Source organism: Moorena sp. SIO4G3, from assembly GCF_010692305.1.
Lineage (GTDB): Bacteria > Cyanobacteriota > Cyanobacteriia > Cyanobacteriales > Coleofasciculaceae > Moorena > Moorena producens_A.
Genome location: NZ_JAAHIG010000098.1, coordinates 1 through 26,916 on the forward strand (window position 1 = coordinate 1; position 26,916 = coordinate 26,916).

A 26,916-nucleotide genomic window follows, 5' to 3' on the forward strand; every position below is an offset into this window, starting at 1 on the left:
CATATCTCTTAATGGGGTGGACTTTCACCACCATCCGTTAAACAGTTAGAAATTCGGGTTTTTCCCGCGATTCCCCTAAGTCATACCCCTCCTATCTCAGGAGGCTCCTACTTAGAACGAGCCGCACTCTTCTTTAAGGTCAAACAATTGCGGGTTTCTCTCCCGGTTGTGCCTCGGATTTTCAGCCTGTACCCATATCTAAATGATACCCTAGCGCTATAAAAGTGTCAACCCTTTTAGTAAAATTGCATCTAGGCGACTTTAGTCGCTACCTGGCTTTCATCCCCGGTTTAAAAACACGGGGCTTTCAGCCTGGAGCAGATCCGTAAACCGGACCCTGTAAACCAGAGATTAGTACCCAGCACTAAAGACTCAGCTTAATCCTGTTTGGATTTAGTAAGTCCATTTTCTTCACTATACCGTTCCATAAAACGAATGAAACGATCCCACTGCTCTCGAGATTTCATTATGTAAGTTGCTTCTATAGCCATTGGTTCACCATTAACAAATTTGCCATTAACATTACTGGTAGAAATCTCACCTTCTTCATCAACCATGTACATTCCGGTGATATCTTCCTTAAAGTCTTTATCGATAGCTTGAGGCTTTTGAAAATAAAAGGTTGCAGTGCCAGTCTGACCAGTTTTAGAGCGAGTTATACGTACGTCGGCGACAACTTCTTCTTTGATGCCTCTAGAGAACTGAATTTCAGCCATACTATAAGTCCGATTAAGAAAATATTAAGAATCTTTACACCACTATCTTCTCATCCAAGCTGCCATAAATGGCAAAAAATTTTAACTGATGGCTGAACTGATGGCTGAAGGTTTCCCTAGGTTAGCTCCATAGCAAGTAAGCATTCAGCCGTCAGCGGTCAGCGGTCAGCTTATTTTATTCAAAAGCACCGATTGCGCTACGCGCACGCTGGGCGAGTAGCGTGTGCTATGGGCATAAACTGTTCGGTGTAGCGTGGCCACAGACCCAAAGCTGATAGCTGATAGCTGATAGCTGAATGCTTACCATAGGAATGACTAAAATAATCCAACTTTAGCCTAAGCAGTGGGAAAATTGGATTACACTGATACCGTTTCGGCAAACCGATTTAAGCAATCACTCGATCATACATGGGTAAACAGCGCGTTCTATCTGGAGTTCAACCAACTGGCAATCTTCACCTGGGTAACTATCTCGGAGCTATCCGCAACTGGGTCGAAGGTCAAAGTCAGTACGATAATCTATTTTGTGTAGTGGATTTACACGCTATTACTGTACCCCATAACCCAGCCACTCTAGCAGAAGATACCTTAAGCATTGCTGCCCTCTACTTAGCCTGCGGGATTGATTTAGAATACTCTACCATCTTCGTACAATCCCATATCCCTGCCCACAGTGAACTAGCTTGGCTGCTCAACTGCATTACCCCTCTCAACTGGCTAGAGCGAATGATCCAGTTCAAGGAAAAAGCGGTTAAACAAGGGGAAAATGTCAGTACTGGCTTACTGGACTACCCGGTATTGATGGCAGCAGATATTCTACTTTATGATGCCGATAAAGTTCCAGTGGGAGAGGACCAAAAGCAACACATCGAACTGACTCGTAATATCGCTATCCGAGTTAATGACAAGTTTGGCAGTCAGGAGAAACTTGTGCTAAAGTTGCCAGAGCCTATGATCCGGCAAACGGGTGCTCGTGTCATGAGTCTCACTGATGGCAGGCGCAAAATGTCTAAGTCTGATCCATCCGAGTTGAGCAGGATTAACGTGCTTGACTCTCCTGAGGAGATCCAAAAGAAAATCAAGCGCTGTAAAACTGACCCAACTAGAGGCTTATGGTTTGATGACCCAGAACGCCCGGAATGTGATAATCTACTAACGTTGTATACCCTACTTTCTGGGAAAACGAAGGAAGAGGTGGCGACAATATGTCGGGATATGGGTTGGGGTAAATTCAAGCCCTTACTGACAGAAGTAACAATTGAAGCACTCAAGCCGATTCAACAGAAGTATCACGATGTTAGGTCAGAGCAGGGCTATCTTGAGGGCGTGTTGCGAGAGGGGCGACAAAAAGCGGAAGCGATCGCAAACCAGACCTTGTCCAGGGTGAAAACTGCATTAGGGTTCATTGCTGTAACCTAATTCCTGGAGATAAGTAAATACAATAACCATAAATGACTAACCCCACTAAGAATTCGTTTCGCACTGCCGTTGAGTCCGGTGAATTTTTGATTACTGCAGAAGTGGCACCCCCCAAGGGGGGTAACCCAGCTCACATGGTCAAAATGGCTCAAACCCTCAAAGATAGAGTCCATGCTATCAATATCACTGATGGCTCTAGGGCAGTCATGCGGATGTCGTCTTGGGCAGCCTCGGTGATTTTACGCCAGCAGGGAATTGAACCAATTTGTCAGGTAGCTTGTCGCGATCGCAACCGGATCGCTTTGCAAGCTGACTTGATGGGTATTAACGCTTTAGGTATCGGTAATATTCTCGCCCTAACTGGTGATCCAGTCAAAGCAGGTGATCATCCTGATGCTAAAAGTGTATTTGATTTGGAATCAGTACGCCTATTGCAACTAATTACTAAGCTAAATCAAGGGGTTGATTTCAATGATAAGCCCCTTACTGATCAAGCAACTGATTTATTTACTGGTGCAGCAGTAGACCCCCAGCTCAAGAGTTGGTCAGGCTTACAAAGTCGGTTTGAAAAGAAACTGGAGGCGGGAGCAGAGTTTTTCCAAAGCCAGCTCATTTGCGATTTTGATCGCCTAGAGAAGTTTATGGATCAGATTGCGGCTGGTACTAATAAGCCAATTTTAGCAGGGATATTTTTGCTCAAATCCGCTAAAAATGCTAACTTTATTAATAAAAAAGTTCCAGGTGTTAATATCCCTGACGAGATTATTGATCGGCTAGCAGCAGCAGATAATCAGTTACAAGAAGGGATAAAAATTGCTGCTGAGCAAGTTAAGCTCGCACAGCAACTGTGCCAGGGTGTTCACATGATGGCAGTCCGCCGAGAAGACTTGATTCCCCAGATTTTGGATTTGGCTGGCATTTCGCCATTGCAGAAATCCTCTCCCGTTAATGACTTTGTTTGTAAGTAAATTTCAGATAAATTGTTATAGCGCTGCGACCAGGGAATAGGGAATAGGGAATAGGGAATAGGGTAAATATACCTTCTTCTATTCCCACCCTGCCTAATCTACCCACACTTCCCACACTCCTCCCTCTTCCCTGTTACCTTTTCTCCTTTTAACTAATACTAAAAATTACCGAACTAACTACAGGGGATAGGGTGAAAAAAGTTTGACTAATGTCTGTGAATGTCTCAATCAGTGAACGCCTCTGGAGGGATTGTAAAACATTGATTAGTTTTGAATCCGAGCTAATGGTAATATCCTGGCGCAATTGTTCCCGGGAAACGGGGGTGGTACTTGTTGCTAGATACTTGATCACTTCTCTTTCTGACTGATCTAACCGATTCAACTGTGCAATTAAAATTAACCTCATTGGCTCGGGAACAAATACCTCATTCAAGCTTAAAAATTTCGAGACACTGCCATTAAAGTATTTTTCAATTGTTGTCGCTACTAAATTTAAGGCTAAGGGATTGCCTCGATAACGGGTAATCAAGGTTTTCCATTCTTCCGTATTTCCAAACAACCCGTTATCTACTAAGATTTTTTCAGCTTCTTCTGTAGGTAAACCCTTGAGAGTTAAGGAAGCAGTAGTGTTATTTTTTTGCTGCAGTAACTCTAGTTGTAAAAATTTTTCCCAACTGATCAGGAGCAAAGCACTTTGGTGTTTTTCCTGTGCTACTCGTCTCAATAGCTGACCATAATCCTGATACTTGGCTTGATAGTATCCAGCTATAGCGCCAGGATTTAAAATCTGTTCTGCGTCATCCAGTACGATCAGACACCGATGCTCTTGTAAAGATTTTATCAAGGTAGAAATAAGAGCGTTGATATCTTCTGGTAAGTTTAATGATTGGTGGTGAGATAGGAATAGAATCAGCTCTACTAGCAGTTGCTTAAGGGGTGGAGCATGGCGCAGATTACGCCAAATGATATATTCAAATTCTCCCTTAAGGTTGTTTGCAAGTTTGACAGCCAGAGTGGTTTTACCAATCCCTCCTATACCCAAAATGGCTACTAGTGAGTATTTGTTTTTACTAATCCATTGTTGGAGTTGATTGAGTTGATTAGTGCGTCCATAGAAAGCAGAAATTTCTGGTGCTTCCCCCCAATCGTGGTGGTACTGAGGCATTTTGTATCCTGCAACTTCTAGCCACTTAGGGACGTCTTTCCAGTTACTAAGGCTATTCGATTCTCGGTTAGTTAGTGCTTCGACATATCGATACAATCCCCTAGTCAGAGCAACAGCGATTGAGTTAGAGCTCCGATGGAGAGTCTCAGCTATTTTTTTTGGGGAGTAGCCAGAAAGCAATCCTCTCAAGTACACTTTTTCGACTGGTGTAAGTGTAGTTTTATTCTGGGTTTCCCTCTGTTTTTGCTCGCCAATATCTATATATAAATTGTCTAAATCCCAGAGCTTTACTGCTTCTAAAAACAGTTCATCTTCTGGATAAAACGCACCCTGCCCCATTTGCTTGCCTTCCTTGAGATAAAACTTGTAAACCCTTACAGACTGTGGCTTAAACATCAAGGTTACAGTTTATCGTTGACAGTCAACTGTTTACAGTTAACAGTCAATCACATTGCAACCAATCAGCCGATGCAAAGTAAATGTGTATTACCAAGGGACCTGGTTTGATGAGCACCATCGAAAACTTACAAGGGCTGTAAATCGTATCAAAGACTCAACAGGGAATCCAGCAAATTCCATGTCTTGATGCAGTCGCTCATGGGGGGAACCCCCAAGACCGCGCTGCATCGCTAATTTCTTTACAAAAGTTTACAACTAAACCATCCTAGTAACTATCAGGTCAAGGTCAGGAAATTATGCGGATTTTTACAAAAATTTACATCTGGAAGTCATGACTGAGGCAACGCTTGACAGCAAAGGGGATCAAAATCAGTGCTAACACTCAAGGCTAATCACTGGCTAATCCTGTTTAGTTGAGGTTTCACAAAAGCGATCGCTTTTCTAATGGCAGTCGTAAGCCAAGGGATGATTGAGAGCTTGATGGTGTTCACAAATAGGTCTGCTCCCTGTCTTGATGCAGTCGCTCATGGGGGGAACCCCCTTTGGCGGCGCTGCCTCCCCAAGACCGCGCAAATCACGCTAATGCTGTTAGGCAAGACGACAAAACCATCGCTGAGCTCAATCATCCCCTTCCTAGACTCTGTGTTAGGTGGCTCAGGTAATGACTTTCTGTCTGGCGGCTCAGGTAACGACATTGTGATTGGCGGCTTAGGTAATGACTTTATATTTGAGCTAGAGGCGGCAGCCCCGCGCTGTACCCGATAGGGTCAGCGTCGGGAAGGATAGCCCGGTGATGTAGTGAAACGTAATCACCAATTAAGAATCCTGGGGGACAGGGAGACGAGCTATAAAGCTCCTGACTAATTCGGAAGGGGTCATCCCTCTATTGTCGGCCTCCTGCTTTAATTGTCGTTTCTCAAATTCAGTTACTCTGATTATCAATTTTTTATCTTTCATGTTTTTCGGTTTTGGGTTGTCAAATGAATACCCATATGCTACATTAGAAATAGGTCGATAAACAAGAGGACGAGTATGAGATCTGCATATCAATACCGATTGAGACTAACAAAGTCGCAAGCAGCAAAAATAGATAAATGGCTGGACATGTTACGCCATCAATACAATTTCTTGTTAGCAGATAGGTTTAATTGGTTTGAACAGAATCGCTGCTCTGTCAATTCATGTCCAATTGTTTGTCACCTACCGGAGTTAAGGAATAATCCTGACTACTTTTCACAAAAAAGAACTCTACCTCAACTCAAGAAAGACAGACCTTGGTACAGTGATATTCATGCTCACGTGTTACAAGACTGCGTCAAAAGAGTTGATCTAGCTTTCAAGCGATTCCTGAAAGGAGATGCCAACGGAAAGAAAAGCGGAAAACCTCGATTTAAGGAAAAAAACAGATACAAGTCCTTTACTTTCCCTTCCTTGTCTAAGAACCCAATAAATGGCAACGTTTTAACTCTTCCAAAATTTGGAAAGGTTAAAATGATCTATCATCGATCAATTCCAGAAGGGTTCAAGATCAAAACGGCTACCATAACCCGTAAGGCCGACGGATATTACGTTACTTTGTCGCTCCAGGATGACACTGTTCCGGAAGTCATCCCAATAGACAGTGTGTCCAATCCAATCGGTATAGATATGGGTCTCAAATCTTTTCTGGTCAAGTCTGATGGCTCAGAGGTACCAATTCCTCATTGTTATCGAAAGGCTCAGAAACGACTAAAGAAAATCCAGAAAGCTGTAAGTAGATCGAAAAAAGGTAGCAACAATAGAAAAAAGGCGGTCAGCAAATTAGGCAAAGCTTATAAAAAAGTAGCGGACACTCGAAAAGATTTTCATTTCAAAACAGCGAAAGAGTTACTAGGTGACCACGATCTGGTTGCTCATGAAAAGTTAAATATTAAAGGACTGGCTAGGACTAAACTTGCCAAATCAGTTCTTGACGCTGGGTGGGGACAATTCTTGTCTATTCTTGCAACCAAAGCCGAAAATGCTGGGTTGTTAACGAAGGCAGTTAATCCTCGGAACACAAGTCAAAACTGTTCTAACTGTGGAAAAAAAGTCCCTAAAGAATTGAAAGACCGCATCCACTCTTGTCCTCACTGTGGGTTCACAGCGGATCGGGATGTGAATGCGGCGATGAATATATTGAATTTGGCGGTGGGACGTCCCGTCACTAGTAAAGCTTGCCGAGTAACCGAACCGTTAGGTGGTGTTGGCAAGAAGCCCGCGTTGTCCCGTTAGGGCAACGTCGGGAGTACGTCACGGCTCTGGTAATGACACCCTCATAGGTGTAGATCCCACCAGTAACAATCCAGGTATGAATGAAACTGATAGGTTAAACCGAGGAGCTGGTAATGATACATTCGTGATTGGAGATAAGAACAATCCTTACTATGTCGGGGGGGAGGAACTGATGGTCTCAATGACTTTGCTCTAATTGAGAAGTTCGAATCTGGTATAGATACAATTCAACTCCACAAAGGCAGCAACTATGTCTTGTTAAAAAACTTTATTGCTATCACTCCAGGCTTGTCTCCTTCTGATTTGACAAATATTGGTTCAGTGGAACCGATTGCTAATAATATTGCTGGAGGTATGAGCGTAGCGGATAGTTTGAAGCTTGTTCCGATCCCGGCTAGTTTGAGGTTTGACATTATTGCTATAGTTCCTGATGGCTATAGCCAAGGGGATCTGATCTTTGTATAACGACTAGTACACCGTCTCGGAAACAACTGACTAGTTAAAATCTCTTTGATCTGGCTTGTCTTTCCCCTGTTTTTCCTCTCCGTTCAACTGAGATCTCGGAGCATTGTGATTAATCGTTTGGTGGGCAGTGCAAACCCAAGGCTATGGCCAGCTTGGTGAATCGGTTTGCTGCACTGCCCACCCTACATCAACCTGAGATCTTGGACTATTGTGATTAATCGTTTGGTGGGCAGTGCAAACCCAAGGCTATGGCTAGGGTGGTGAATTGGTCTAGTTTCATCAAAGACAAGCTTTTACTATCTCTAATAAATTTTCTCTGATCTTGCTATCAGTATCAGCGCTAGAATCACTTAGTAACTTTAACAAATTTTCCTTAACTTCCTCTTCTTCTGCTTCCAGCTGTTTTTTACCTTCTAAGTCTTCTAATTTTTGACGCCATTCTCTACGACTCCCATAGGATTCCTTGCTAGCCTGTTTGATAGTTTCACGATAACCTTCCTCCGTGTCCAAATCAAACACAAACATAAAATAAGATATATCTTTCGACATAATTTTATTGGCAATTGCTAAGGCTGATTCATCGGGAGCAACTTGCCAGACCTGTTCAAATACTCTACACAACTCATAAGCCATCGAATTATTACTTTTTTTATAGGCTTCCTGTATTTCCTTGAGTTTTTCACTTTTGCTGACAGTTGCCATGTTTATAACCCCTTATTTTTGTTTTCAGATCACACTACGTTAGTCCAGCCCCGGTGTATTATAAATCATTGGGTGCTGTGTGCCCAGGCTTGCCTCCGCACCTTGTTAAGCCCTGTTGAAACCCGATGAGCGACTGCATCCAGTGGTAAGCATACAGCTAGCTTGAAGCCTGGTCAAGATTGGCCTTTGGTGTTTTAATCGGAACCAAACCGTAGGATATTATCAAAGATCGGACTTAATCATACTGAATCATACTGTAAAGGCGTCTGATCATAAGCATTTAAAAAGCTTGTGATTCAGACGCCCTTGTTTTCACCAGGATTTATCCAGGGGTAAGTTCAATCTTATTCTGGAAAATTTCCATTCAAGAGGTCTAAGTTGCTAGGATCAGCAGCCAAATCACTCTGCTCATCTAAGCTGTAAGCACGGGCGGTATTATCATCAAGAAGGTTGTCTTGCGGTAATTCAGGACTATCGGTGGGTTCACCATAGCCATAGACCATGCTATTCCCATGGTCGAATTCTGGTTCTGGACTACCAAGATTGCTCTCTTGGTAAGCATTAAAGCCAGTCCCTGCGGGAATCAGACGTCCAATGATGACATTCTCCTTCAGACCCCTGAGCCAGTCAGATTTACCTTCGATTGCTGCTTCTGTCAGCACACGAGTAGTTTCTTGGAAGCTAGCAGCAGAGATAAATGAATCCGTATTAAGGGATGCTTTGGTAATTCCCAGTAGTACCGGTGTATACTGAGCTGGAGCACCACCAGTGATCGCCATAGCTTCATTGACTGTCTCAATCTGCCGTAACTCCACAAGTTCTCCTGGTAGCATAGTGGTATCACCACCATCGTCTACCCTGACTTTAGAGGTCATCTGACGAACAATCACCTCAATATGCTTATCAGCAATATCAATTCCTTGAGACTGATACACCGACTGCACTTCATTTACCAAAAATGCCTGTGCTTGTTGCAATCCCTTTAAAGCCGCTTCGTAGACACCTCTCTTTTCGAGACAGTAGTTGAAGAAAATCTCTAAAATTTCATGGGGATTGGCTGGGCCATCGGTGATGGGTTCAGCGGTACCGACTTGCTGACCATCGGAAACAATAGCATTTTGCCCAGGGGAAATCGGGTAATCGGTCACGACTCCGTCTGATTCAATTACCTTGATATCAACGGTTTCGCCTTCTTCATAAATCACCTGGGCTTCTCCAGGACGTCTGGCCAAGATACAGGCTTCTTTGGGTTTGCGAGCTTCTAGTAGTTCTTCAATCCTGGGCAAACCTTGGATAATATCCCCTGTCTTGGCTCGTTCAAACACCAGTAGCACCAGGTTATCACCCCGCTGCACCAAATCTCCCTTGTCAATTTGCAAAATTGCCCCCGCAGAAACTCGGTATGGACGAGCCAGTCGCAGGATAACGGCATCATCACTTACCATTACCACCTGACCTGATTCTTGAGCAGGTGTCCCTTCAGCTAAAGTGTTGGTACCAACGACCAAATCCCCTACTTTGACTGTGGCAGGAGAGGTAATCGGCATTGTCACTCGGTCAGCATCCCTGACCACCAGTACTCGGCGAATGGCTTCCAATCCTTCTTGAATCCCCCGGATTTCACCAGCTTCCTTGCACTGAATTTCTGTTCGAGCCACTACCGCACCTGGAGGAATTTCGTCCCCATCTTTGACTAAAACCCGGGTTTTGGTATTGCCCCCTAACGGATCTGCATTGGTATCCCGGCGAAGCACCAACGACTCCAGGATCACCAGTTGTAATCGCATATCCTCAGAGGCTTCCTCCTCCTCAGTAGCAACTAACTCAATGTCAGCACTCAGCTGGGATGAACTACTAGTATGGTCATTGCTACCATCGGGGTTGCTCATTTCCAATACCAACTGGGTGCGGAGTAATTCCACCCCATCTACAGACTTGACCCGTTCTCCATCCTTATAGGGAATGCGTTGGATGGCTCGCAATTCAATCTGGGTTCCTTGGGTAGCTTCGTTGGAATTGTTTTGGGTATTAATGGACGCCTGAGAGGGAACCGCTGGCTCATCTGGTACAGCAAACTCCGTTACTGGCCGCAGCAACAGTCCCATACCATCAGGTGTGTCAACTGCTTCTCCATAACACAGGTTGTCTACCGTTATCCCTGGCAAATCCTCCGAGCCGGGATAGATTAGCTGACCCTCACTAGTCATGGTCTCTGGTAGGTTTTCCACCAGATGAAATTCTCCAGGCTTAACCACAATTTCCCGGAGGATGTCATTTTTTTGGACAACTTCCACCACACCGGAGGACTGACAGAAGATATCCTTAACCACTTCTGTGCCTGCTTCCACATATTGACCGTCTTCCACAAGCAGCAAGGAAATATCCTTGTTGACCTCATGGCATTCTTCCGGAATCCAGAGTAAGGTACCGCCTTTGGTAACTTCGTAACCTTGCTTGGCTTTACCCCGTTTAGCCACCTCTACACCAGCATATTTAATAATGCCACCGGTTTTAGTGTAGTATTGGTCATCAATCAGTTCCGCCACCACCTGGTGGTTGACTACCTTTGTGCCAGGGGTTGCCTTCAGGGAAAAGTGCTGATTATTGGCGGTGTGAATCACATATTGTTCCCGACCCCCCGTGCTTTCCATTCTCACCTGTGATTGATCCAAGCGGACGGAAGCTGTAATAATGTCAATTTCTCTTTTGCCTGGGGTCAGTCGCACCACACCACCGTTAAGTGTGACTAATTTAGTTTCCGCCAGCACTGTCCCAATCTCTACACTATCCCCATTTTTCACCACTGGTTCGGCACCAGGGGGTAGGTTATAGACGTCCCCAGATAAAATCCAGAGTAAACCGCTACGTTGGGCAATCCGAGTTGTATTACCCTGTCGATCTGTTTTTTCCTCAGGGACTAAGTCTGCAAATAGCACTTCCCCGGCTAAGTCCGATGCCACATCCTTAGCCGCTTTTTCTGTGGAAGGACGGCTTTTACTCAGGGCTACTTCTGCTAAGAGATCACCCTTGCTGACTGTTTGCCCATCACTGACTAAGACCAAGGAACCTGCTGTTAAAGGAAAGGTTTTGCCAGAGCCATTGGTGGGTTGCAAAATCAGATCCCCAGCTACTTCCACTTGTTGACGGTCGTCACCGTGGCGAGTCCTAACTTGGCGGGTACGTAGGCCTTTGCCAAAGTTTACGACACCCTTCATGGGAGCAGAGAGCTGCCGTGCCACTTCCCCGGTAAACACACCCCCCGTGTGGAAGGTCCGCATAGTCAACTGAGTTCCTGGTTCCCCAATAGACTGGGCAGCAATAATCCCCACCGCTTCGCCCAAATCCACCATGTGCCCATGAGCTAAGCTCCAACCATAGCATCTCTGGCAAACTGACCGCTGGGCTTCACAGGTTAGAGGCGATCGCACCATTACCTCTTTAATACCAGACGATTCAATCTCTTTGGCTAGTTCATCAGATACATCTTGGTTTTGTTTAGCAATTACTTCCCCGGTTTTTGGATGAACCAATTCCTCTGCTACAATTCGACCTAAGAGCTTATCCGCTAGGGGAATTAAAACGCGATCGCCATCGGTCATGGGTGTGATTTTGATGCCCCTACTGGTGCCACAATCAAGGTCTCGTACAATCACGTCCTGGGAAACATCCACCAGACGACGGGTGAGGTAACCAGAGTCAGCCGTTCTTAGGGCAGTATCCACCAAGCCTTTGCGGGCTCCGTAGGATGAGATAATGTATTCGGTTACCGTTAAGCCTTCCCGGAAGTTAGTCTTAATCGGTAGGTCAATAATTTCACCTTGGGGATTAGCCATCAGACCCCGCATACCTACCAATTGCCGCACCTGAGACAAGTTACCCCGTGCTCCGGAAAAAGCCATCATGTACACTGAATTGAGGGGGTTTGTGTCTTTGAAGTTACGGACCACCTCATCTTTGAGAGCCTCAGAGGTTCCGTTCCAGGTATCGATAACTTTTTGAAACCGTTCAACTTCAGTAATTTCACCCCTAGTGAACCGGCCTTCTGTGGCACGAATCATAGCTTCCGCCTCATCTAACATTTGGCGTTTAGCTGGTGGCACTTGCAGGTCATCTACACTGATAGAAACCCCTGCCTGGGTAGCATAGCGAAACCCCAGATCTTTGAGTTTATCGGCCATTTGGGCTGTGCGGGCACTGCCGTATTTGGTATACGCCCAAGATATCAGCTTTTTTAACCGACCTTTATCAACAATCCGGTTATAAAAAATCAAGTCTTTTTGAGCTTTTTTATCTGCCATGATGCTTTTGAAGGGGATGACTAATTAAGAATTAAGAATTTAGAATTAAGAATTTAGAATTTAGAATTAAGAACTAAGACTTTAAAATCATGATTTCGCGCATTCTAAATTATCTTAAATTTCCTAATTCACACATTCTAAATTCACGCATTCTAAATTCTAAATTCACGCATTCTAAATGCTAAATGCTTACCTTTTACCTAGCCCCATAGGGCTTCTTGAATAGTTTTGTTGTAGATGATCCGACCTGCGGTGGTGCGGATGTACTGGGAAATAAGTTCACCATTGGCTGTTTCCCTCACTCGCCGGTTGTTGTAGACTTTGGTCACCATACCATCGGGTGAAGATTCTTCAGAAATCATCTTCGTATCTGGTTCGTCTGTGTCAACTATGCCGTCATAGCGCACCCAAATATAGGCATGCAGGTGTACTTGCTTTTGTTCGTAGGCTTTGATTGCATCGTCGAGGTTAGCAAAGTAACGACCTGCTCCTTTGGTTGCATTGGGATTTTTGGCGGTTAGATAATAGCATCCCAAGACCATATCTTGACTCGGTGCTATAATGGGGCGACCTGTTGCTGGTGAGAGAATATTGTTCGATGCCAGCATTAACAACCTAGCCTCTGCTTGGGATTCTAGGGATAGAGGCACATGTACTGCCATCTGGTCGCCATCAAAGTCAGCATTAAAGGCTGGACAGACTAAGGGGTGCAGTTGAATGGCACGACCTTCTACCAAAATAGGTTCAAAGGCTTGAATTCCTAGTCGGTGTAGAGTTGGGGCTCGATTTAGCATCACCGGGTGACCTGCAATCACTTCTTCGAGTACATCCCACACAGTGGGATCTCCCCGTTGAATCAGTTTTTTAGCTGCTTTGATGTTATTCACCAAACCCTGACGAATCAGGCGGTGAATCACAAAAGGTTGAAACAGCTCAATCGCCATCTCTCTGGGCAAACCACACTGGTGGATATGCAGCTTTGGGCCGACTACAATCACTGACCGTCCGGAGTAATCCACCCGTTTTCCTAGCAGGTTTTGCCGGAAGCGACCCTGTTTACCTTCGATAATGTCAGAGAGGGACTTCAGGGGTCGATTGTTTGCCCCTACCACCGTTCGTCCTCGCCTGCCATTGTCAATCAGGGCATCCACAGCTTCCTGAAGCATCCGCTTTTCATTGCGGACAATAATTTCTGGTGCCAGAATTTCCTGCAACCGGGCTAGTCGATTGTTGCGGTTGATCACTCGTCGATAGAGGTCATTCAAGTCAGAGGTAGCAAAGCGACCCCCATCTAGTTGCACCATCGGTCGCAGGTCGGGGGGAATGACAGGGATAACACTGAGCACCATCCAATCTGGCTGAGCCCCGGTGCCAATAAAGTTATCAATCACCCGCAACCGTTTGATGAGCTTAGCTCGCTTTTGACCTTTAGAAGCGGCAATTTCTTCTCGCAGCTTTTCTGCGATCGCGTCTAAATCCAAATCCTGTAGGAGTCGTTGCAGAGCCTCAGCCCCAATCCCCACGTCTACCCCAGATAGGTCTGAGTCTTCGCTATAGAGCTGCTCCTCAATTTCCAGCCATTGGTCTTCGGTGAGTAGCTGTTTATAGCTAAGGTTTTCCGCATTACCTGGGTTTAGTACTACGTAGGCGTTGAAGTAGACAATCTGTTCTACATCCCGCAGGGGCATATCAAGCAAAATACTGAGGTAGCTAGGAATGCCTTTGAGATACCAGACGTGAGCCACTGGTGCGGCTAATTTAATGTATCCCATACGGTGACGCCTGACCCGGGACTCGGTCACTTCCACACCACAGCGTTCACAGACAATACCTCGGTGGCGCACCCGCTTGTACTTACCACAATGGCATTCCCAGTCTTTAGCTGGACCAAAGATGCGCTCACAGAACAGCCCATCCATCTCTGGTTTGAGGGTGCGATAGTTAATGGTTTCTGGCTTAGTCACTTCACCGACCATTTGACCGTTGGGAAGAGTCCTTTCTCCCCATTGACGAATTCTCTCAGGAGAGGCAATACCAATTTTTACGTAGTCAAACCGCTGTTCTATTTGGCTTTTCATAATTTTGTCATTTCCCTATTCACAGACACTCCTATAGACCCACCTTTTAGGCTTGTTCTTCTTCCAACTCTTCCTGGTTGAGGGATTCATAAGTTGGTGAGCGTGGTGTGCGATGGCGTTCTGAATCGGTCATTAAATCCACTTCCATATCATTGCTACTACCATCTTCTGTGGTTTCCACTTTGTGAACAGCTATGTCGAGTCCTAAGGATTGGAGTTCTCGCATCAGTACCTTGAAGGATTCGGGAGTACCAGGTCTGGGAATAGCTTTTCCTTTCACAATGGCATTGAGAGCTTCATTGCGCCCTTGCATATCGTCTGATTTGACAGTGAGCAATTCTTGGAGGGTGTAAGATGCTCCAAATGCTTCTAATGCCCAGACTTCCATTTCCCCAAACCGCTGACCACCTTGTTGGGCTTTACCCCCCAAGGGTTGCTGGGTGACTAGGGAGTACGGTCCGGTGGAGCGAGCGTGAATTTTATCGTCTACCAAGTGGACGAGCTTGAGCATATAGGCTTGCCCCACTGTGACTGGTTGGTCAAAGGCTTCTCCGGTACGACCATCGTATACAGTAATTTTTCCAGCATGCTCGGGATTAAATACCCAATCTTTACCAGGTTGATCACTGGCTTCTTTAAGCTTGTTATGGACTGTGAGGCGGGATGCTTCTGCGCCGTACATTTCGTCGAAGGGAGTAAGCTTAAATCGGGCATTCAGGTGTTCCCCAGCCCATCCTAATAGACATTCAAATACCTGACCCACATTCATGCGACTGGGTACTCCCAGGGGGTTGAGTACAATATCTACAGGTGTACCATCCGGCAGGTAGGGCATATCTTCGATGGGCAAAATCCGGGAAATAATTCCCTTATTGCCGTGACGACCTGCCATTTTGTCACCAACCTGGATTTTCCGTTTCTGAGCCACATATACACGCACTACCATGTTGGCTCCCGGTGGCAGTTCATCCCCTTGCTCTCTGGTAAATACCCGCACATCTACCACACGCCCTTTTTCACCATTGGGCACTCGTAGAGAATTGTCCCGTACATCCCTCGCTTTTTCTCCAAATATAGCTCGCAAGAGTTTTTCTTCTGGTGGCTGGTCTGATTCCCCCTTGGGAGTAACTTTCCCCACCAAGATATCCCCAGCTTCTACCCAGGCTCCAATGCGAATGATCCCGGTTTCATCTAACTGACGCAGGGCATCTTCCCCCACATTGGGAATTTCTCGGGTTATTTCTTCCGGACCTAGTTTAGTCTGTCGGGCTTCTATTTCATACTTTTCAACGTGAATACTTGTGTAGACATCATCGTAAACTAGCCGTTCACTAACCAAGATGGCATCTTCGTAGTTATAGCCTTCCCAAGGCATATAAGCTACTAGAATATTTTGTCCCAGGGCGATTTCACCCCCTTCCGTAGCCGAGCCATCTGCCAGGACCTGACCTGCCACCACTTCATCTCCTACATACACCAAGGGCCGTTGATTCAAGCAGGTATCTTGGTTAGAGCGCTGGTACTTTTGGAGGGAGTATTCAATAATTGCTGGGGTTTCTTTTGGTTGGATAGGGATAGGGAATTCTAACTCATTTTCATTGCCCTTTTCCCCTGGCAGGGCTGGGGTTTCTTTGATGGTGGTTTGATAAGGCTGTAACCGAATTGTGTTGGCATCGACATACACCACCTCACCATCACTGGCAGCAACCACGACCATACCAGAGTCCCGAGCGGCCTGGGCTTCCAATCCTGTTCCCACTAAGGGGCGCTCAGGTCGAAGCAATGGCACAGCTTGCCGCTGCATATTTGAGCCCATCAGAGCTCGGTTGGCATCATCATGTTCTAAGAAGGGAATTAGAGAGGTGGCAACGGAGATAATTTGCACTGGTGATACCGCCACATAGTCCACTTGGTCAGGGGTGGTGGTGGTGAATTCTTGTCGATATCGGACTGGTACAGACTCTCCCAGGATGTAACCTTCCTCATCTAAGGCAATATCTCCTGGTGCTACCCTCAGGTCATCTTCTTCATCTGCGGTCATGTACAAGGGCGGTCGGTCTTTTAGGACTCGCCCATTTTCTACTGGGTAAGAAGGAGTTTCAATAAAACCATAATTGTTAACCCGAGCGTGGGTTGCCAAGGAGCCAATCAGACCTGCATTGGGACCTTCTGGAGTTTCAATGGGGCAAATTCTGCCATAGTGAGATGGATGAATATCCCGCACTGCAAAACCTGCCCGTTCGCGAGTTAACCCCCCAGGACCTAGGGCAGACAGACGCCGTTTATGGGTCAATTCAGCTAATGGATTGGTCTGGTCCATAAACTGGGACAGCTGAGAGGAGCCAAAAAATTCTTTAATCGCTGCTACTAGGGGTTTGGGGTTTACCAATGATGCTGGGGTAAGGGTATCGGATTCTGAAACGGTCATCCGTTCTCGAATAATCCGCTCTAGGCGATTGAGTCCCACCCGCACTTGGTTTTGCAGCAGTTCACCAACAGAGCGCACTCGGCGATTCCCTAGGTGGTCAATATCGTCTGTGCTACCAATGTCAAATTCCAGGTTGATTAGGTAATCTATTGCCCCGAGTATGTCTTGGGGGGTCAATACCCTTACCGTGTCAGGAATATTCAGCCGTAGTTTTTTATTGATTTTGTAGCGACCGACCCGACCTAGGTCATAACGCTTCTGGTCAAAGAAACGGGATTCCAATAACTGCTGACCACCACTAACAGTGGGAGGTTCCCCAGGACGCAGCTTGCGGTACAGCTCCAGCAGGGCTTCTTCTTCACTGGGGTTCCCTTCTTTGTCAAGGGTTTTTTGATAGTAGTCTGGGTGGCGCATAGCATCTATAATTTCACTATCACCAAGCCCCAAAGCTTTTAAAAGCACTTGTGCAGAGAGTTTACGGGTTTTGTCGATGCGCACCCAAACTAAGTTATTTTTATCAGTTTCAAACTTCAACCAAGCACCCCGGTTGGGAATCAGCGAGGCTGAGTAGGTACGACGTCCGTTTTTATCAGTTTCCGACTTGTAGTAAACTCCAGGAGAGCGAACAATTTGGTTAACAATGACTCGCTCAGCACCGTTAATGATAAATGTGCCTCGGTCTGTCATCAGAGGCAAATCACCGATGAAGACTTCTTGTTCTTTGATCTCGCCGGTTTCTTTATTAATCAGGCGGGTATGAACGTACATTTGTACGGCATAGGTACTGTCTCGCCGCTTGGCTTCATCCACATCATATTTAGGACACTTCAGCCTGTAGTTTTCACCCAAGAAGTGCAGCTCCATTTTGCCAGTGTAGTCGGTAATCGGCGAGAAGCTATTGAGTTCTTCAATTAGCCCCTCCTCCAAGAACCAGCGAAAGCTAGCACGCTGAATTTCAACTAAGTCTGGCAACATATAGGTAGCTGTTGTGTAAGTCGGATTAGTCATGGGGTCTGTTCTTCACTCTTTTTAAGTCAGCGCCGATTTTGATTCCCTTCCCAAGGCAGTACTTGTACTTGAACAGTTGCTTAAGAGCTGATTCGTAAACTCGCACTAATCCTTGTAGGATAAGGCTTGCGTAAAAATAGAACAATTGAACTATTTAATAGCTAAAAGACAATCATAGCAAGGCTTTCATACTTCTTAAGATTTACTTTACGAATTAGCTCTAAAACTTGGGTTCGAGCTAATAGATACTAGATAAACTTTTAGAATTGACATTCCCACAGATAACGTAAACCTGGAATTCTTAAGCTGAACATCTGCGACTTTAGGTAACCCTACTCTAGGTATAGGATGTTCATAGTGTTGACTCAAATGGCTTAGAGTGCCTTTAATCTTCCAGTTCTCGCGCATCCATCCGTGGGATTTTAAACCATTTCTATTACTAGATTGACAGAAACTCTGGCATCAGGAAAACAACCAAAACACTATACTGGACTTGGAGTACTTGCTGCTGCTCCATAAAACTGATACGAACCTAGCTCATGCTAGTTAATCCTGTTTATTTCCTGCTTGTTTCGGGACTGTCGGCAGCACCCCGTCCACAGGCAGACACCGTAGAGCCCACGGCGCTTTCCAGATTTATCGCTCCCGGTGTTAGTTGTGGTTTTTACACGTGTCACCGTCGATATGCCCTACCGTACACATGGGTTGTGCTTAGGGTTTGCTTAGCTGGAGACTCAAACCGTTGTGGGGCTTATTGTTGGATTAGTTATATTCATCAGACTAATTAGGGTAGCATTTGATTGCCCTTTTGTCAACCCTCCTTCGGTAAGCCTCTCCCAAAAGTACTATTCAAAGAGTCGGATTATTTCCTGTTATTTCCTCTTATAGATGTAGATGTTGACAGCAGGTGCTGACAGCAGGTGTTCACAGTAAGCAAGCGCCCATAATTCTCTTTCTACTGAACCATAGCAGAGTAGGGGAGTTGAGATTATCAAGAACCCACCTTTAGGTTTTGCCCTTTCAGGTCTGGTTGAGATTTACCCAATCCCTATTTTCCCAGCAGTTGCTGTTGATAGGCTAAGACCAAAAAGCTGACAGGCATTTTGGGTTGTCTGAGCAGCCAACTCTTCTAGAGATATCCCTCGTAATTGGGCAACGCACTCGCCTACATAGCGGACATAGGCTGGTTCATTTCGTTTACCTCGCTTGGGTACTGGTGCAAGGAACGGACAATCCGTTTCGATGAGTAGGCGATCGCTAGGTACCATGGTGGCTGATTCTTTTACCTGAGTGGCATTCTTAAAGGTCACAATGCCACTGAAGCTTATGTAAAATCCCAAATCCAAAAACCACTGTGTCTGTTGAGGATTACCTCCCCAACAGTGCATCACGCCTCTTATTGATCCGGTACTTTGCCAAAATTCTTGCAGTATGCCCCTCATTTCTGCAGCAGCGTCACGGCAGTGGATAATCAGTGGCAAGCCGAGTTGGTGGGCAATCCCTAGTTGGGCTTTGAACACTTCTATTTGGTGTTGTTGGTTCTTTGCTTTATAGAAATCCAAACCCGTTTCTCCAATAGCTACGACCCTAGCATCAGAGCGCGCTAGGGTCAAAATCTGATTTTCCGTTTCGGAAGTCCATTTTTCGGTATCTAAGGGGTGCAAGCCTACCGCAAAGGATAGTTCGGGAAATCGCTCTGCTAGAGCTTGGATGCCTGTAAACTCAGACGGTTCTACGCAAGAGTGAACTAGACGAACCACACCAGCTTCAAGCCATCGCTGCCGCAATTGGTCTAACTCCGACTCAAAGACATCGAAGTTGATATGGACGTGGGTATCAATCAACTGCATCAATACAGTTTTTAATCTATTTATCTAGTTTTAGTTTAATTTACAGCGGTTTTTGCTCAACTAATCACCACTTAGCGCTCCGCCAGGTGAGGCCTGGGAATCTGATCATACAGCAGGTGATTCGGTCACACTAGCGTTAAGTTGAGCCTCTATAGCTTTGAGCTTTTTGGCAAGACTTGCTTTTTTCCGAGCGCCATTATTACGATGAAGTACCTTACGCTTGACAGCCTTGTCAATTTTGCTGTATGCTTCTGACATTCGAAGTTTAACTTCTGCCAAGGTCTCCGGACTTGGTTGGCGTTCGTACTCTTCTAAGGCAGCACAATAGTTCTTCGTCAGCGTTTTCACCGCTGATTTGTAGGCTTTATTCCGAACTCGGTTCCGTTCGGCTATATTTATGCGTTTGAGGGCAGACTTGTTATTAGCCACAGCAGTGTTTACTTAACTTAGTTAACTTAACTTAATTGAGTTTAGGAGTTACGTCCAGTAGAAAATGGTATGATACCAGAAATAACATAATACCATATATCATAGTAAACTAGTATCAACACCCATAGCGTAACCCAATCATCACCCTCTTTAAGCTATATTCTTAAAGTAAGTCCAGGAAATATAGACACCTTTGATCAGGATAAGTGTATAAACCTGGTCTAGGACGAGCAACACTAGCGTGATGGGCACTCCGACTCCATGCTGCGAATCATAACTGAGCAGGCTGAGGCACAAACTGAACTGCGACGTATCCGCGATCGCACGGCTTCTGACCAAATGCTGAACAAAGAGGCAACTGTAAGGGAAGTTTTACAGGCAGTGAAGCGCCAAGGAGACGTAGCGCTCCTGCACTACACTGAGGAATTTGATCAGCTGAGATTGAGTCGAGAACAACTGCGAGTTAGCGGTTCGGAACTAGATGCGGCTTACCAACAGGTCTCCAAAGAATTACTGGATGCGATTCAATTAGCCGCCAGACAAATCGAGGCATTTCATCGACAACGAGTTCCCAAATCCTGGGTGCAATTTGGTGAAGATGATGTGGTTTTAGGGAAGCGCTACACTGCTGTAGATAAGGCTGGACTATATGTTCCAGGAGGTAGGGCCTCCTATCCCAGTACTGTGTTAATGAATGCTATCCCAGCCAAGGTAGCTCAGGTTAACCAAATTATAATGGTCACCCCACCAAGACCTGATCAAAGCATTAATCCGGCTGTGCTTGTGGCTGCTCAGGAAGCTGGTATTCATGAGATTTACCGGGTAGGTGGAGCCCAAGCAATTGCAGCCTTAGCCTTTGGGACCGAAACCATTCCCAACGTGGATGTGATTAGCGGTCCGGGTAACATTTACGTAACCCTGGCCAAGAAACTGGTTTACGGTATTGTAGGGATTGACTCCCTGGCTGGTCCTTCTGAGGTATTAATTATTGCGGATGAGGAAGCTAATCCAGTTCATGTGGCTGTCGATCTATTGGCTCAGGCAGAACATGACCCAATGGCAGCAGCGATTCTCCTGACCACTGATGCTAATTTAGCCAAACAAGTGCAGGGGCAAGTGCAGCAGCAACTAAAAGACCATCCACGACGCCTGTTGACAGAAAAAGCGATCGCTCACTATGGTCTAATCGTTGTTGTTGATTCTTTGGAAGTGGCAGCACAACTGTCTGATGAGTTTGCTCCAGAACACTTAGAACTAGAAATTACCCAACCTTGGGACTTACTAGACTATATCCACCACGCTGGGGCAATTTTCCTGGGTAACTCAACCCCTGAAGCAGTAGGTGATTACTTGGCTGGACCCAATCACACCCTACCAACTTCAGGTGCTGCTCGTTATGCTTCTGCCCTAGGTGTGGAAACCTTTATGAAGCACTCCAGTTTGATTCAGTATTCAGACAGAGCCCTCCATAAAGTGGCTGGTGCTATTGAGACTCTTGCTGAAGCAGAAGGTCTACCATCTCATGCTCAATCTGTGCGCTTACGAACTCAGCTTGATGCTGGGGGGTCAAAGGGAGTAGAACAATAAGAGAAAAACACTCTAGTTAATGCTCTGTCAGTAGTCAGGTAGTTACTGATTCCCCAGAATTGAGAATTTAGAATTGAGAATTTAGAATTGAGAATTTAGAATTGAGAATTTGGAATTTAGAATTGAGAATTTAGAATTGAGAATTGAGAATTTATCCATTCTTAATTCTTAATTATTCATTCTTAATTATTCATTCTTAATTATTCATTCTTCATTCTGTTCTGTTTTTGTGATTAAGCCATAATTGTTACAATTGTTACTCTTTCGCACGGCAAATCCCAAAAACTGACGTGAAACCGTGCAAAAACGTACTACTGCCTACTGGCCCAATTTCCCCGTTACAGAAGAAGCCCGCCAGCTGAATATCCTTGAGATAACGGTGGAATAGTTGGGAATCAAAATTAGGTTTACCGTAAAGCCCTTCTCCTCGCCCCAGACAGGAAAACATCAAAGCACCAGCAGCTGGAGTGCTGTTAGTTTGCTTTTGATAGTCCTCAAGAAGGAGTGCCAAGTCTTCCTCTGAAGTCTGAGCATCTCTGAGGTGGAACTGAATACGTTGACCGGGTCGAATCCGATCAGCAATAGCGATCGCACCAATCCTCGGATCCACACCTAACAGATTGCGAATCAGAAAGTCTCCCTGACCGAGCTGTTGTTTAAACTCATCTCGGGCAACTCCGACAAAGAGTGAATGTTGTGCCAGTTTACGGTCTGCCTCATCCATACTTTGGATTAACTCGCGCAACACCATTAATGGGGGATGGGATGCTGGCTCACTGTTGGTGATCTTGCCTTGATCGAGGGCTGTCAATTCCAGCAGGATATTCTGGTCTGCTTTAGTCACCTGATAGGTCTCACCGATAGGACGACAGCCTTGAGCAACAATGGTTTCTAATAGAATATTGCCGCTTAGAGCAACCCCCACAGTTCCTTCATGGTAGAGAGACTTTGCCACTTGGTTCTGGTCTTTCAGGCAAAACAAGCCATTCTTAACCATCATAGAGCTACCACTAGCCTGTCCTCCTACCTTGACTGACCCTGGATAAGCATAATCCAACCCTTGGAGCAAATCGTTAATTTTAGAGGACAAGGTGTCAGAGAATAAAATAAACTGGGGTTGCTCTTGGGGGGAAATTCCAATCAAGTCCACCCAAGCATCAGGAGGACTATCCAAATCTGGCAAGGCGTCTCCAGGGATATGAAAGCTCTTGACACTAACATCAGGCAAACAGGCTAGGCTGAGGCTTAGGGCTGGTCCTCCCTCAACTTCCACAGGTAACCCATTGGTGTTCATCCCAATGATGCCACTTCCACCACAACCAATCAGCACGGGTAAAGATAATCGTTCCTGGAGCAGGGGGATGAGGCGAGGATACTCACTGGCATAGGCAGATGAGATGAACACCAGACCCAAATCTGCTTTTGAAGGCAAAGACTTCTCAAGGCAGTCTGCCACTTCGGCCACTGCCGCTTCTAATGATGCACGGGTTGATAGAGCATTTGCCCACTTGATCACATTAGCCATCTATATCTACCTATTTCACTCCCGATACCATTCCCTATTGAGGGGATTGGGCACTCCTCAAGGTTTTATGATAACGGTGAATTACCGCAGACTTCCACTAAGCCTTACCTGATACTGAGCAGAGGATTTATTGTGGTACACTAAATTTAATATAACTTAATCTAAGTTAGTAGTTATCAAAAGAAGCGCGTTAGGGGGGTTATAAACTGTTTTTCTTAAGGCGCGCCTGATGAAATCTGTCCATATCTGCCTAACGTATGAATAGTTATTGCTATATTAGCCATCCGCTCTACTGCAATTTAAGGGTAACAATTCGTAATATAGTCGGTAAATCAGACAGCTTCCCTTAAATTCGCCTTTCCTCTAACTTGAAGTCCTTCCTCAAGTCAGCCATAGCAAGAAGGGTAAGGGCTAAAGGTAAATTCCACCCCAACCACACTACCCCAATTACACTACTAAGTTAGCTATGTCAAGATCGATCGAGTCAAAGGGGAATGGGTCAAGAGTTATAGAAGTGGTATAAGCTACTAGGGTGTAAAGGGTAATTGGGAAAACCTTAAAAAATAAAGAACAAATTTGTGTTAAAGCAGGTCTTTTGCTTTAACCTAAGAAATTAAAGTAGCTAATTAAAGTAGCTAATTAAAGTAGCGCTCTTAGTTTATTCCCTGGTAATTTCTGGTTAATCCGGAATTTCCTAGCTAAGATGCAGGTAATGGACACTGGTCCGATCGTTGTAATGGTCACGACACCTATGAATGACCGCCAGTTCGTAGCTCTGTCGCTAGTAGTTAAGGTGAGGGAAACATGTGCTGCTAGCCCAACCAGCCTTTACAACATTGTCAGCCATGCAAACCGCGAGTGGGGGAAACCACGGCAGTCGCTCATGGGGGGAACCCCCCCAGGTCGGCGCTGCCTCCCCAAGACCGCGCTGCATCGCTGCCGTTCCCGGAAGCGGGACAAACTCCGGCAAACCTTACCCCTGATAGGAGTTGCACAAAACCTAAGCAACTAGGTCGTCTTTTCAACGAAATTACTAGTTATTAAGCCTCCTATCGTTAACTATTTTGCTAAGCGCGGTTGGTGACTACTACCCATCCTATCAGCAAAATAAAAATAGACATCATCAAATTATAAAAGCGAAAGACAGATGAGCGAATTACAAGAGAAAATAGACCAAGAGCGTGAACAAGCTAGAGCCGTTTGTGATGCTGAAGGGGCGACTTCAGACGAATGTGCAGTAGCTTGGGATACAGTAGAAGAACTACAAGCAGAGGCTTCCCATAAGCGGCAAAATGCCAATCCCAAAAACTCCCTTGAGCAGTACTGTGATGATAATCCTGACGCAGCTGAGTGCCGGGTATATGATGACTAGACTCTAGGATTGTTCTGCCAAATACTCTGCATAAGGGTAGCAGGAGTAAATCCCCGATTAGGATTTGCTCGTGCTACCCTTTTTGGTGGCGTTACTGGCCTGATGCTTTCCTTGGCTTTGTTTCTAGATTTCCAGTATGGGCATTGGTGCAATAACATAGATCAAGGTCATTTCGGCAACAAGCAATGCAAGATGAAATTATTCAATTACTGGTTTGGATGGACTACCGTTTGGCAGTTCTGTTCACAGTATTTATCCCCTTGATGCTGCTAATTTGGGCATTTTTCCAGAAAGCAGATGCGATGGTACGACTGTTGATTATCTATTGGCGTGTTTCCAGTATCCTAGCGATTACAGTTTACTTGTTGATTGTCGGTTGGCCGATTGCTTATGTGTCTGCTTTGAGCTCCCGTATTTTAATCCCGATCTCCCTGTGGTTTTGGATTGACTTGAATGAGGAGATTGATGATAGACCACCTACTCCCTTGAAGCTAGCATTGACATCTTGGCGTTGGGCTATGACTATTTACTGTACTCTGGGGACAATCGCCAGCATTCCATTTCTACGTTGTGCCTTTGTCCCAGGAGCAATCACATCTGGATTTTGTCAGGTGTTGAGGGAGCCGCCTTTGTTATTCAAACAGTATTTCCATGCTGGTTATACCCCTGGATTTTTGGGTTTTATGGGAATGGTGGGATTATTCTTCTATGTCCTTTACTTAAGCTATTTCGTTCTGTTTCGTCTCGGCAAACAAGGACGATCAGCTATTGAACCATGACATGGATTTTGGCAATGGATTTTTTAGGGCGGTAGCATCTTCTTTGAGACTCCCCACGGCGCTTATGCCGGGGGAGTCTTGGTTCAAAGGAGGTTGATTAACGGATTCGGAATTCTACTTATCCTACAGGCAAACCGCGCTGATCAGATTTAATGGTCACTACCACTACGAGAAAGCTCGACTGACCATCCTATCCTGCTAAGCAGGTGCACAAAATTAATTACACATTTTGCAAAATTCAAAGCCTTACGCTGTAAGGGTTACAGAGATTCGTAGTAGGAAATTAATTTTGTTTAGGTGCTTAATAGGCAACGCCACAACTAAAAACTCACAACTGAAAACTCACAGATGATGGATTCCATTGGTAGGCGTCTAGAACAATACACCATCAAATGCCCAAAAGAGGTATTGATCGTTACCGCACAGATAGCTGGTGAACAGGATCAAATTGCTATTTTTAAAGGTTTTTCCAGTTCTTTAATGCGCCCGACATCCTTTGACCCAGATGTAGCGGTCTTACCAGCACAGGCAAAGATCATTAGCATAGATCGAGTGGCTGCTCCCTATAATCCACAGTCTCCTCGTTATCTTCAGCAAGGACTGAGTTTGGAAACTATGGAACAGTTGTTGGAGAATGCTGGTGTTTAATTGACCATCTTTGCCAGGTGGTGGCTGCTAAGTTCCTAGGGAGGAACGTAAATTTTGGTAAAGTTTTGCCCGAAGGCCCTTGGGAGCTAAGTGTATTTGGATCTAGTTAGTCAATTTTGATAAAGTCTTGCCAGAAGCCTAACAGGGCTAAATCTACTTTGATCTAGTTAGTCAATGGTTTAGTAAATCTTTGATAAAGTCTGGTCAAAGCGCTAACAGGGCTAAATGTACTTGGATCATAATCTGAATGTACTTGGATCATAATCTGATCACAAGGATATATTTGTTTACAAACATGGGTTGGATGTATTGATGGATATCTACCAAAGCAAAATAAAGTGTTATTCTCCACAGTGAGTGTGTAATGTGAGGAAATAGAAATTATGGTTACATCCCCTGTCCGTATCCAGGGATGGAATAGTGCTGAATTCTCATCGGAGAATCAGCCAATTAACTCCCCCAATGTCAGGTTACCTTGGCAACCCCTAACTCTACCGACAACCCCATTATTCGGCACCGATGGCATTCGGGGACGAGCAGGAACATTGCTAAGTGAAGATTTGGCTTTACAAGTGGGTTTCTGGGCTGGTCTTGTGTTACAGGAATACTCAGCTGTGCCAGGACCGGTGATTTTGGGGCAGGATTCGCGCAATTCTAGTGATATGTTGGCCACAGCTTTAGCTAAGGGGCTGACTACAGCAGGTTTATGGCTCCGTCCCGTGCTGACGCTTCGGACCGTTCGCGGTCTGATTGTCGGCCCGGTGACCTGGCCACAACCACTTCGATCTGCAGAGAGGGCGTGGTCGGCCCCTCCTTCTCCGTTCCCC

The 26,916-nt window shown here is 45.4% G+C and carries 21 protein-coding genes and 1 pseudogene; 12 read left to right on the top strand and 10 right to left on the bottom strand.

Features of this window, described 5'->3' with window-relative positions; translation table 11 throughout:
• Positions 1-377: 377 nt before the first annotated feature.
• On the bottom strand, positions 378-716 hold the full coding sequence (psb28, locus tag F6J99_RS18530; protein WP_293114177.1) for a photosystem II reaction center protein Psb28: 339 nt from the start codon (positions 714-716) through the stop codon (positions 378-380).
• Positions 717-1,124: 408 nt separating this feature from the next.
• On the opposite strand from psb28, the gene trpS reads away from it, so the two are divergent.
• Both trpS and F6J99_RS18540 read left to right on the top strand, forming a co-directional pair.
• On the top strand, positions 1,125-2,135 hold the full coding sequence (trpS, locus tag F6J99_RS18535) for a tryptophan--tRNA ligase (RefSeq protein WP_293114178.1): 1,011 nt from the start codon (positions 1,125-1,127) through the stop codon (positions 2,133-2,135).
• A gap of 32 nt (positions 2,136-2,167) precedes the next feature.
• Positions 2,168-3,103: a methylenetetrahydrofolate reductase gene (locus tag F6J99_RS18540; protein WP_293114179.1), complete on the top strand. Its 936-nt coding sequence runs from the start codon at positions 2,168-2,170 to the stop codon at positions 3,101-3,103.
• On the opposite strand, the gene F6J99_RS18545 is transcribed toward F6J99_RS18540, so the two are convergent.
• Both F6J99_RS18545 and F6J99_RS18550 read right to left on the bottom strand, forming a co-directional pair.
• Positions 3,081-3,209, bottom strand: a complete 129-nt coding sequence (locus tag F6J99_RS18545) for a hypothetical protein (protein WP_293068001.1) — start codon at positions 3,207-3,209, stop codon at positions 3,081-3,083. The genes F6J99_RS18540 and F6J99_RS18545 overlap by 23 nt on opposite strands.
• 42 nt (positions 3,210-3,251) lie before the next feature.
• A complete protein-coding gene (locus F6J99_RS18550; RefSeq protein ID WP_293114180.1) occupies positions 3,252-4,664 on the bottom strand; it encodes an NB-ARC domain-containing protein in 1,413 nt (470 codons plus the stop codon).
• 447 nt (positions 4,665-5,111) lie between these two features.
• On the opposite strand from F6J99_RS18550, the gene F6J99_RS18555 reads away from it, so the two are divergent.
• The 4 genes from F6J99_RS18555 to F6J99_RS18570 all read left to right on the top strand — a co-directional run bounded on the left by F6J99_RS18555 (position 5,112) and on the right by F6J99_RS18570 (position 7,385).
• On the top strand, positions 5,112-5,432 hold the full coding sequence (locus tag F6J99_RS18555) for a hypothetical protein (protein WP_293114181.1): 321 nt from the start codon (positions 5,112-5,114) through the stop codon (positions 5,430-5,432).
• Positions 5,433-5,699: 267 nt separating this feature from the next.
• Positions 5,700-6,920, top strand: coding sequence for a transposase (locus F6J99_RS18560; RefSeq protein ID WP_293114182.1), 1,221 nt, complete (start codon positions 5,700-5,702; stop codon positions 6,918-6,920).
• Positions 6,892-7,116, top strand: a complete 225-nt coding sequence (locus tag F6J99_RS18565) for a hypothetical protein (RefSeq protein ID WP_293114183.1) — start codon at positions 6,892-6,894, stop codon at positions 7,114-7,116. The genes F6J99_RS18560 and F6J99_RS18565 overlap by 29 nt, the downstream gene beginning before the upstream one ends.
• A 59-nt stretch (positions 7,117-7,175) precedes the next feature.
• The gene (locus F6J99_RS18570) at positions 7,176-7,385 is read left to right on the top strand and encodes a hypothetical protein (protein WP_293114184.1); all 210 of its coding nucleotides are present in this window, start codon (positions 7,176-7,178) and stop codon (positions 7,383-7,385) included.
• Between the two features lie 279 nt (positions 7,386-7,664).
• Here F6J99_RS18570 and F6J99_RS18575 read toward each other — a convergent pair whose 3' ends face one another.
• From F6J99_RS18575 to rpsT, 6 genes are all read right to left on the bottom strand, one after another.
• On the bottom strand, positions 7,665-8,087 hold the full coding sequence (locus F6J99_RS18575) for a hypothetical protein (RefSeq protein ID WP_293114185.1): 423 nt from the start codon (positions 8,085-8,087) through the stop codon (positions 7,665-7,667).
• A 344-nt stretch (positions 8,088-8,431) separates the two neighbouring features.
• On the bottom strand, positions 8,432-12,385 hold the full coding sequence (locus tag F6J99_RS18580; RefSeq protein WP_293114186.1) for a DNA-directed RNA polymerase subunit beta': 3,954 nt from the start codon (positions 12,383-12,385) through the stop codon (positions 8,432-8,434).
• Between the two features lie 200 nt (positions 12,386-12,585).
• Entirely contained in the window at positions 12,586-14,463 is a 1,878-nt protein-coding gene (locus tag F6J99_RS18585) for a DNA-directed RNA polymerase subunit gamma (RefSeq protein WP_293114187.1), read from the bottom strand.
• Between the two features lie 46 nt (positions 14,464-14,509).
• A complete protein-coding gene (gene rpoB, locus F6J99_RS18590; RefSeq protein ID WP_293114188.1) occupies positions 14,510-17,899 on the bottom strand; it encodes a DNA-directed RNA polymerase subunit beta in 3,390 nt (1,129 codons plus the stop codon).
• Positions 17,900-18,936: 1,037 nt separating this feature from the next.
• Positions 18,937-19,749: a TatD family hydrolase gene (locus tag F6J99_RS18595; protein WP_293114189.1), complete on the bottom strand. Its 813-nt coding sequence runs from the start codon at positions 19,747-19,749 to the stop codon at positions 18,937-18,939.
• Positions 19,750-19,854: 105 nt separating this feature from the next.
• Positions 19,855-20,178 (bottom strand): 30S ribosomal protein S20, encoded by a 324-nt coding sequence (gene rpsT, locus F6J99_RS18600; protein WP_075901420.1) that lies wholly within the window; start codon positions 20,176-20,178, stop codon positions 19,855-19,857.
• A 261-nt stretch (positions 20,179-20,439) separates the two neighbouring features.
• On the opposite strand from rpsT, the gene hisD reads away from it, so the two are divergent.
• Positions 20,440-21,765, top strand: coding sequence for a histidinol dehydrogenase (hisD, locus tag F6J99_RS18605; RefSeq protein ID WP_293114190.1), 1,326 nt, complete (start codon positions 20,440-20,442; stop codon positions 21,763-21,765).
• Positions 21,766-22,021: 256 nt separating this feature from the next.
• Here the strand turns inward: hisD and F6J99_RS18610 are convergent, their stop codons facing one another.
• Positions 22,022-23,290, bottom strand: coding sequence for an FIST N-terminal domain-containing protein (locus tag F6J99_RS18610; RefSeq protein WP_293114191.1), 1,269 nt, complete (start codon positions 23,288-23,290; stop codon positions 22,022-22,024).
• Between the two features lie 883 nt (positions 23,291-24,173).
• Here F6J99_RS18610 and F6J99_RS18615 point away from each other — a divergent pair.
• From F6J99_RS18615 to F6J99_RS18635, 5 genes and pseudogenes are all read left to right on the top strand, one after another.
• Complete coding sequence (locus tag F6J99_RS18615; RefSeq protein ID WP_293114192.1) at positions 24,174-24,302, top strand: hypothetical protein; 129 nt, start codon at positions 24,174-24,176, stop codon at positions 24,300-24,302.
• A 135-nt stretch (positions 24,303-24,437) separates the two neighbouring features.
• Positions 24,438-24,662: a Calvin cycle protein CP12 gene (locus F6J99_RS18620; protein WP_070393952.1), complete on the top strand. Its 225-nt coding sequence runs from the start codon at positions 24,438-24,440 to the stop codon at positions 24,660-24,662.
• 185 nt (positions 24,663-24,847) lie between these two features.
• Entirely contained in the window at positions 24,848-25,441 is a 594-nt protein-coding gene (locus tag F6J99_RS18625) for a DUF3177 family protein (protein WP_075901428.1), read from the top strand.
• A gap of 348 nt (positions 25,442-25,789) precedes the next feature.
• Positions 25,790-26,089, top strand: a complete 300-nt coding sequence (locus tag F6J99_RS18630) for a hypothetical protein (protein WP_070393954.1) — start codon at positions 25,790-25,792, stop codon at positions 26,087-26,089.
• Positions 26,090-26,472: 383 nt separating this feature from the next.
• Positions 26,473-26,916, top strand: a pseudogene (locus F6J99_RS18635) (hypothetical protein); the annotation flags it as partial.

Coding starts and splice junctions, on each gene's coding strand:
- F6J99_RS18615 (WP_293114192.1), top strand. CDS start 24,174: ATGGGGGGAACCCCCCCAGGTCGGCGCTGCCTCCCCAAGACCGCGCTG.
- F6J99_RS18580 (WP_293114186.1), bottom strand. CDS start 12,385: ATGGCAGATAAAAAAGCTCAAAAAGACTTGATTTTTTATAACCGGATT.
- F6J99_RS18595 (WP_293114189.1), bottom strand. CDS start 19,749: ATGCAGTTGATTGATACCCACGTCCATATCAACTTCGATGTCTTTGAG.
- F6J99_RS18575 (WP_293114185.1), bottom strand. CDS start 8,087: ATGGCAACTGTCAGCAAAAGTGAAAAACTCAAGGAAATACAGGAAGCC.
- F6J99_RS18540 (WP_293114179.1), top strand. CDS start 2,168: ATGACTAACCCCACTAAGAATTCGTTTCGCACTGCCGTTGAGTCCGGT.
- psb28 (WP_293114177.1), bottom strand. CDS start 716: ATGGCTGAAATTCAGTTCTCTAGAGGCATCAAAGAAGAAGTTGTCGCC.
- F6J99_RS18585 (WP_293114187.1), bottom strand. CDS start 14,463: ATGAAAAGCCAAATAGAACAGCGGTTTGACTACGTAAAAATTGGTATT.
- F6J99_RS18550 (WP_293114180.1), bottom strand. CDS start 4,664: ATGTTTAAGCCACAGTCTGTAAGGGTTTACAAGTTTTATCTCAAGGAA.
- trpS (WP_293114178.1), top strand. CDS start 1,125: ATGGGTAAACAGCGCGTTCTATCTGGAGTTCAACCAACTGGCAATCTT.
- F6J99_RS18625 (WP_075901428.1), top strand. CDS start 24,848: ATGCAAGATGAAATTATTCAATTACTGGTTTGGATGGACTACCGTTTG.
- F6J99_RS18620 (WP_070393952.1), top strand. CDS start 24,438: ATGAGCGAATTACAAGAGAAAATAGACCAAGAGCGTGAACAAGCTAGA.
- F6J99_RS18560 (WP_293114182.1), top strand. CDS start 5,700: ATGAGATCTGCATATCAATACCGATTGAGACTAACAAAGTCGCAAGCA.
- F6J99_RS18610 (WP_293114191.1), bottom strand. CDS start 23,290: ATGGCTAATGTGATCAAGTGGGCAAATGCTCTATCAACCCGTGCATCA.
- hisD (WP_293114190.1), top strand. CDS start 20,440: ATGCTGCGAATCATAACTGAGCAGGCTGAGGCACAAACTGAACTGCGA.
- rpoB (WP_293114188.1), bottom strand. CDS start 17,899: ATGACTAATCCGACTTACACAACAGCTACCTATATGTTGCCAGACTTA.
- F6J99_RS18555 (WP_293114181.1), top strand. CDS start 5,112: ATGGCAGTCGTAAGCCAAGGGATGATTGAGAGCTTGATGGTGTTCACA.
- F6J99_RS18630 (WP_070393954.1), top strand. CDS start 25,790: ATGATGGATTCCATTGGTAGGCGTCTAGAACAATACACCATCAAATGC.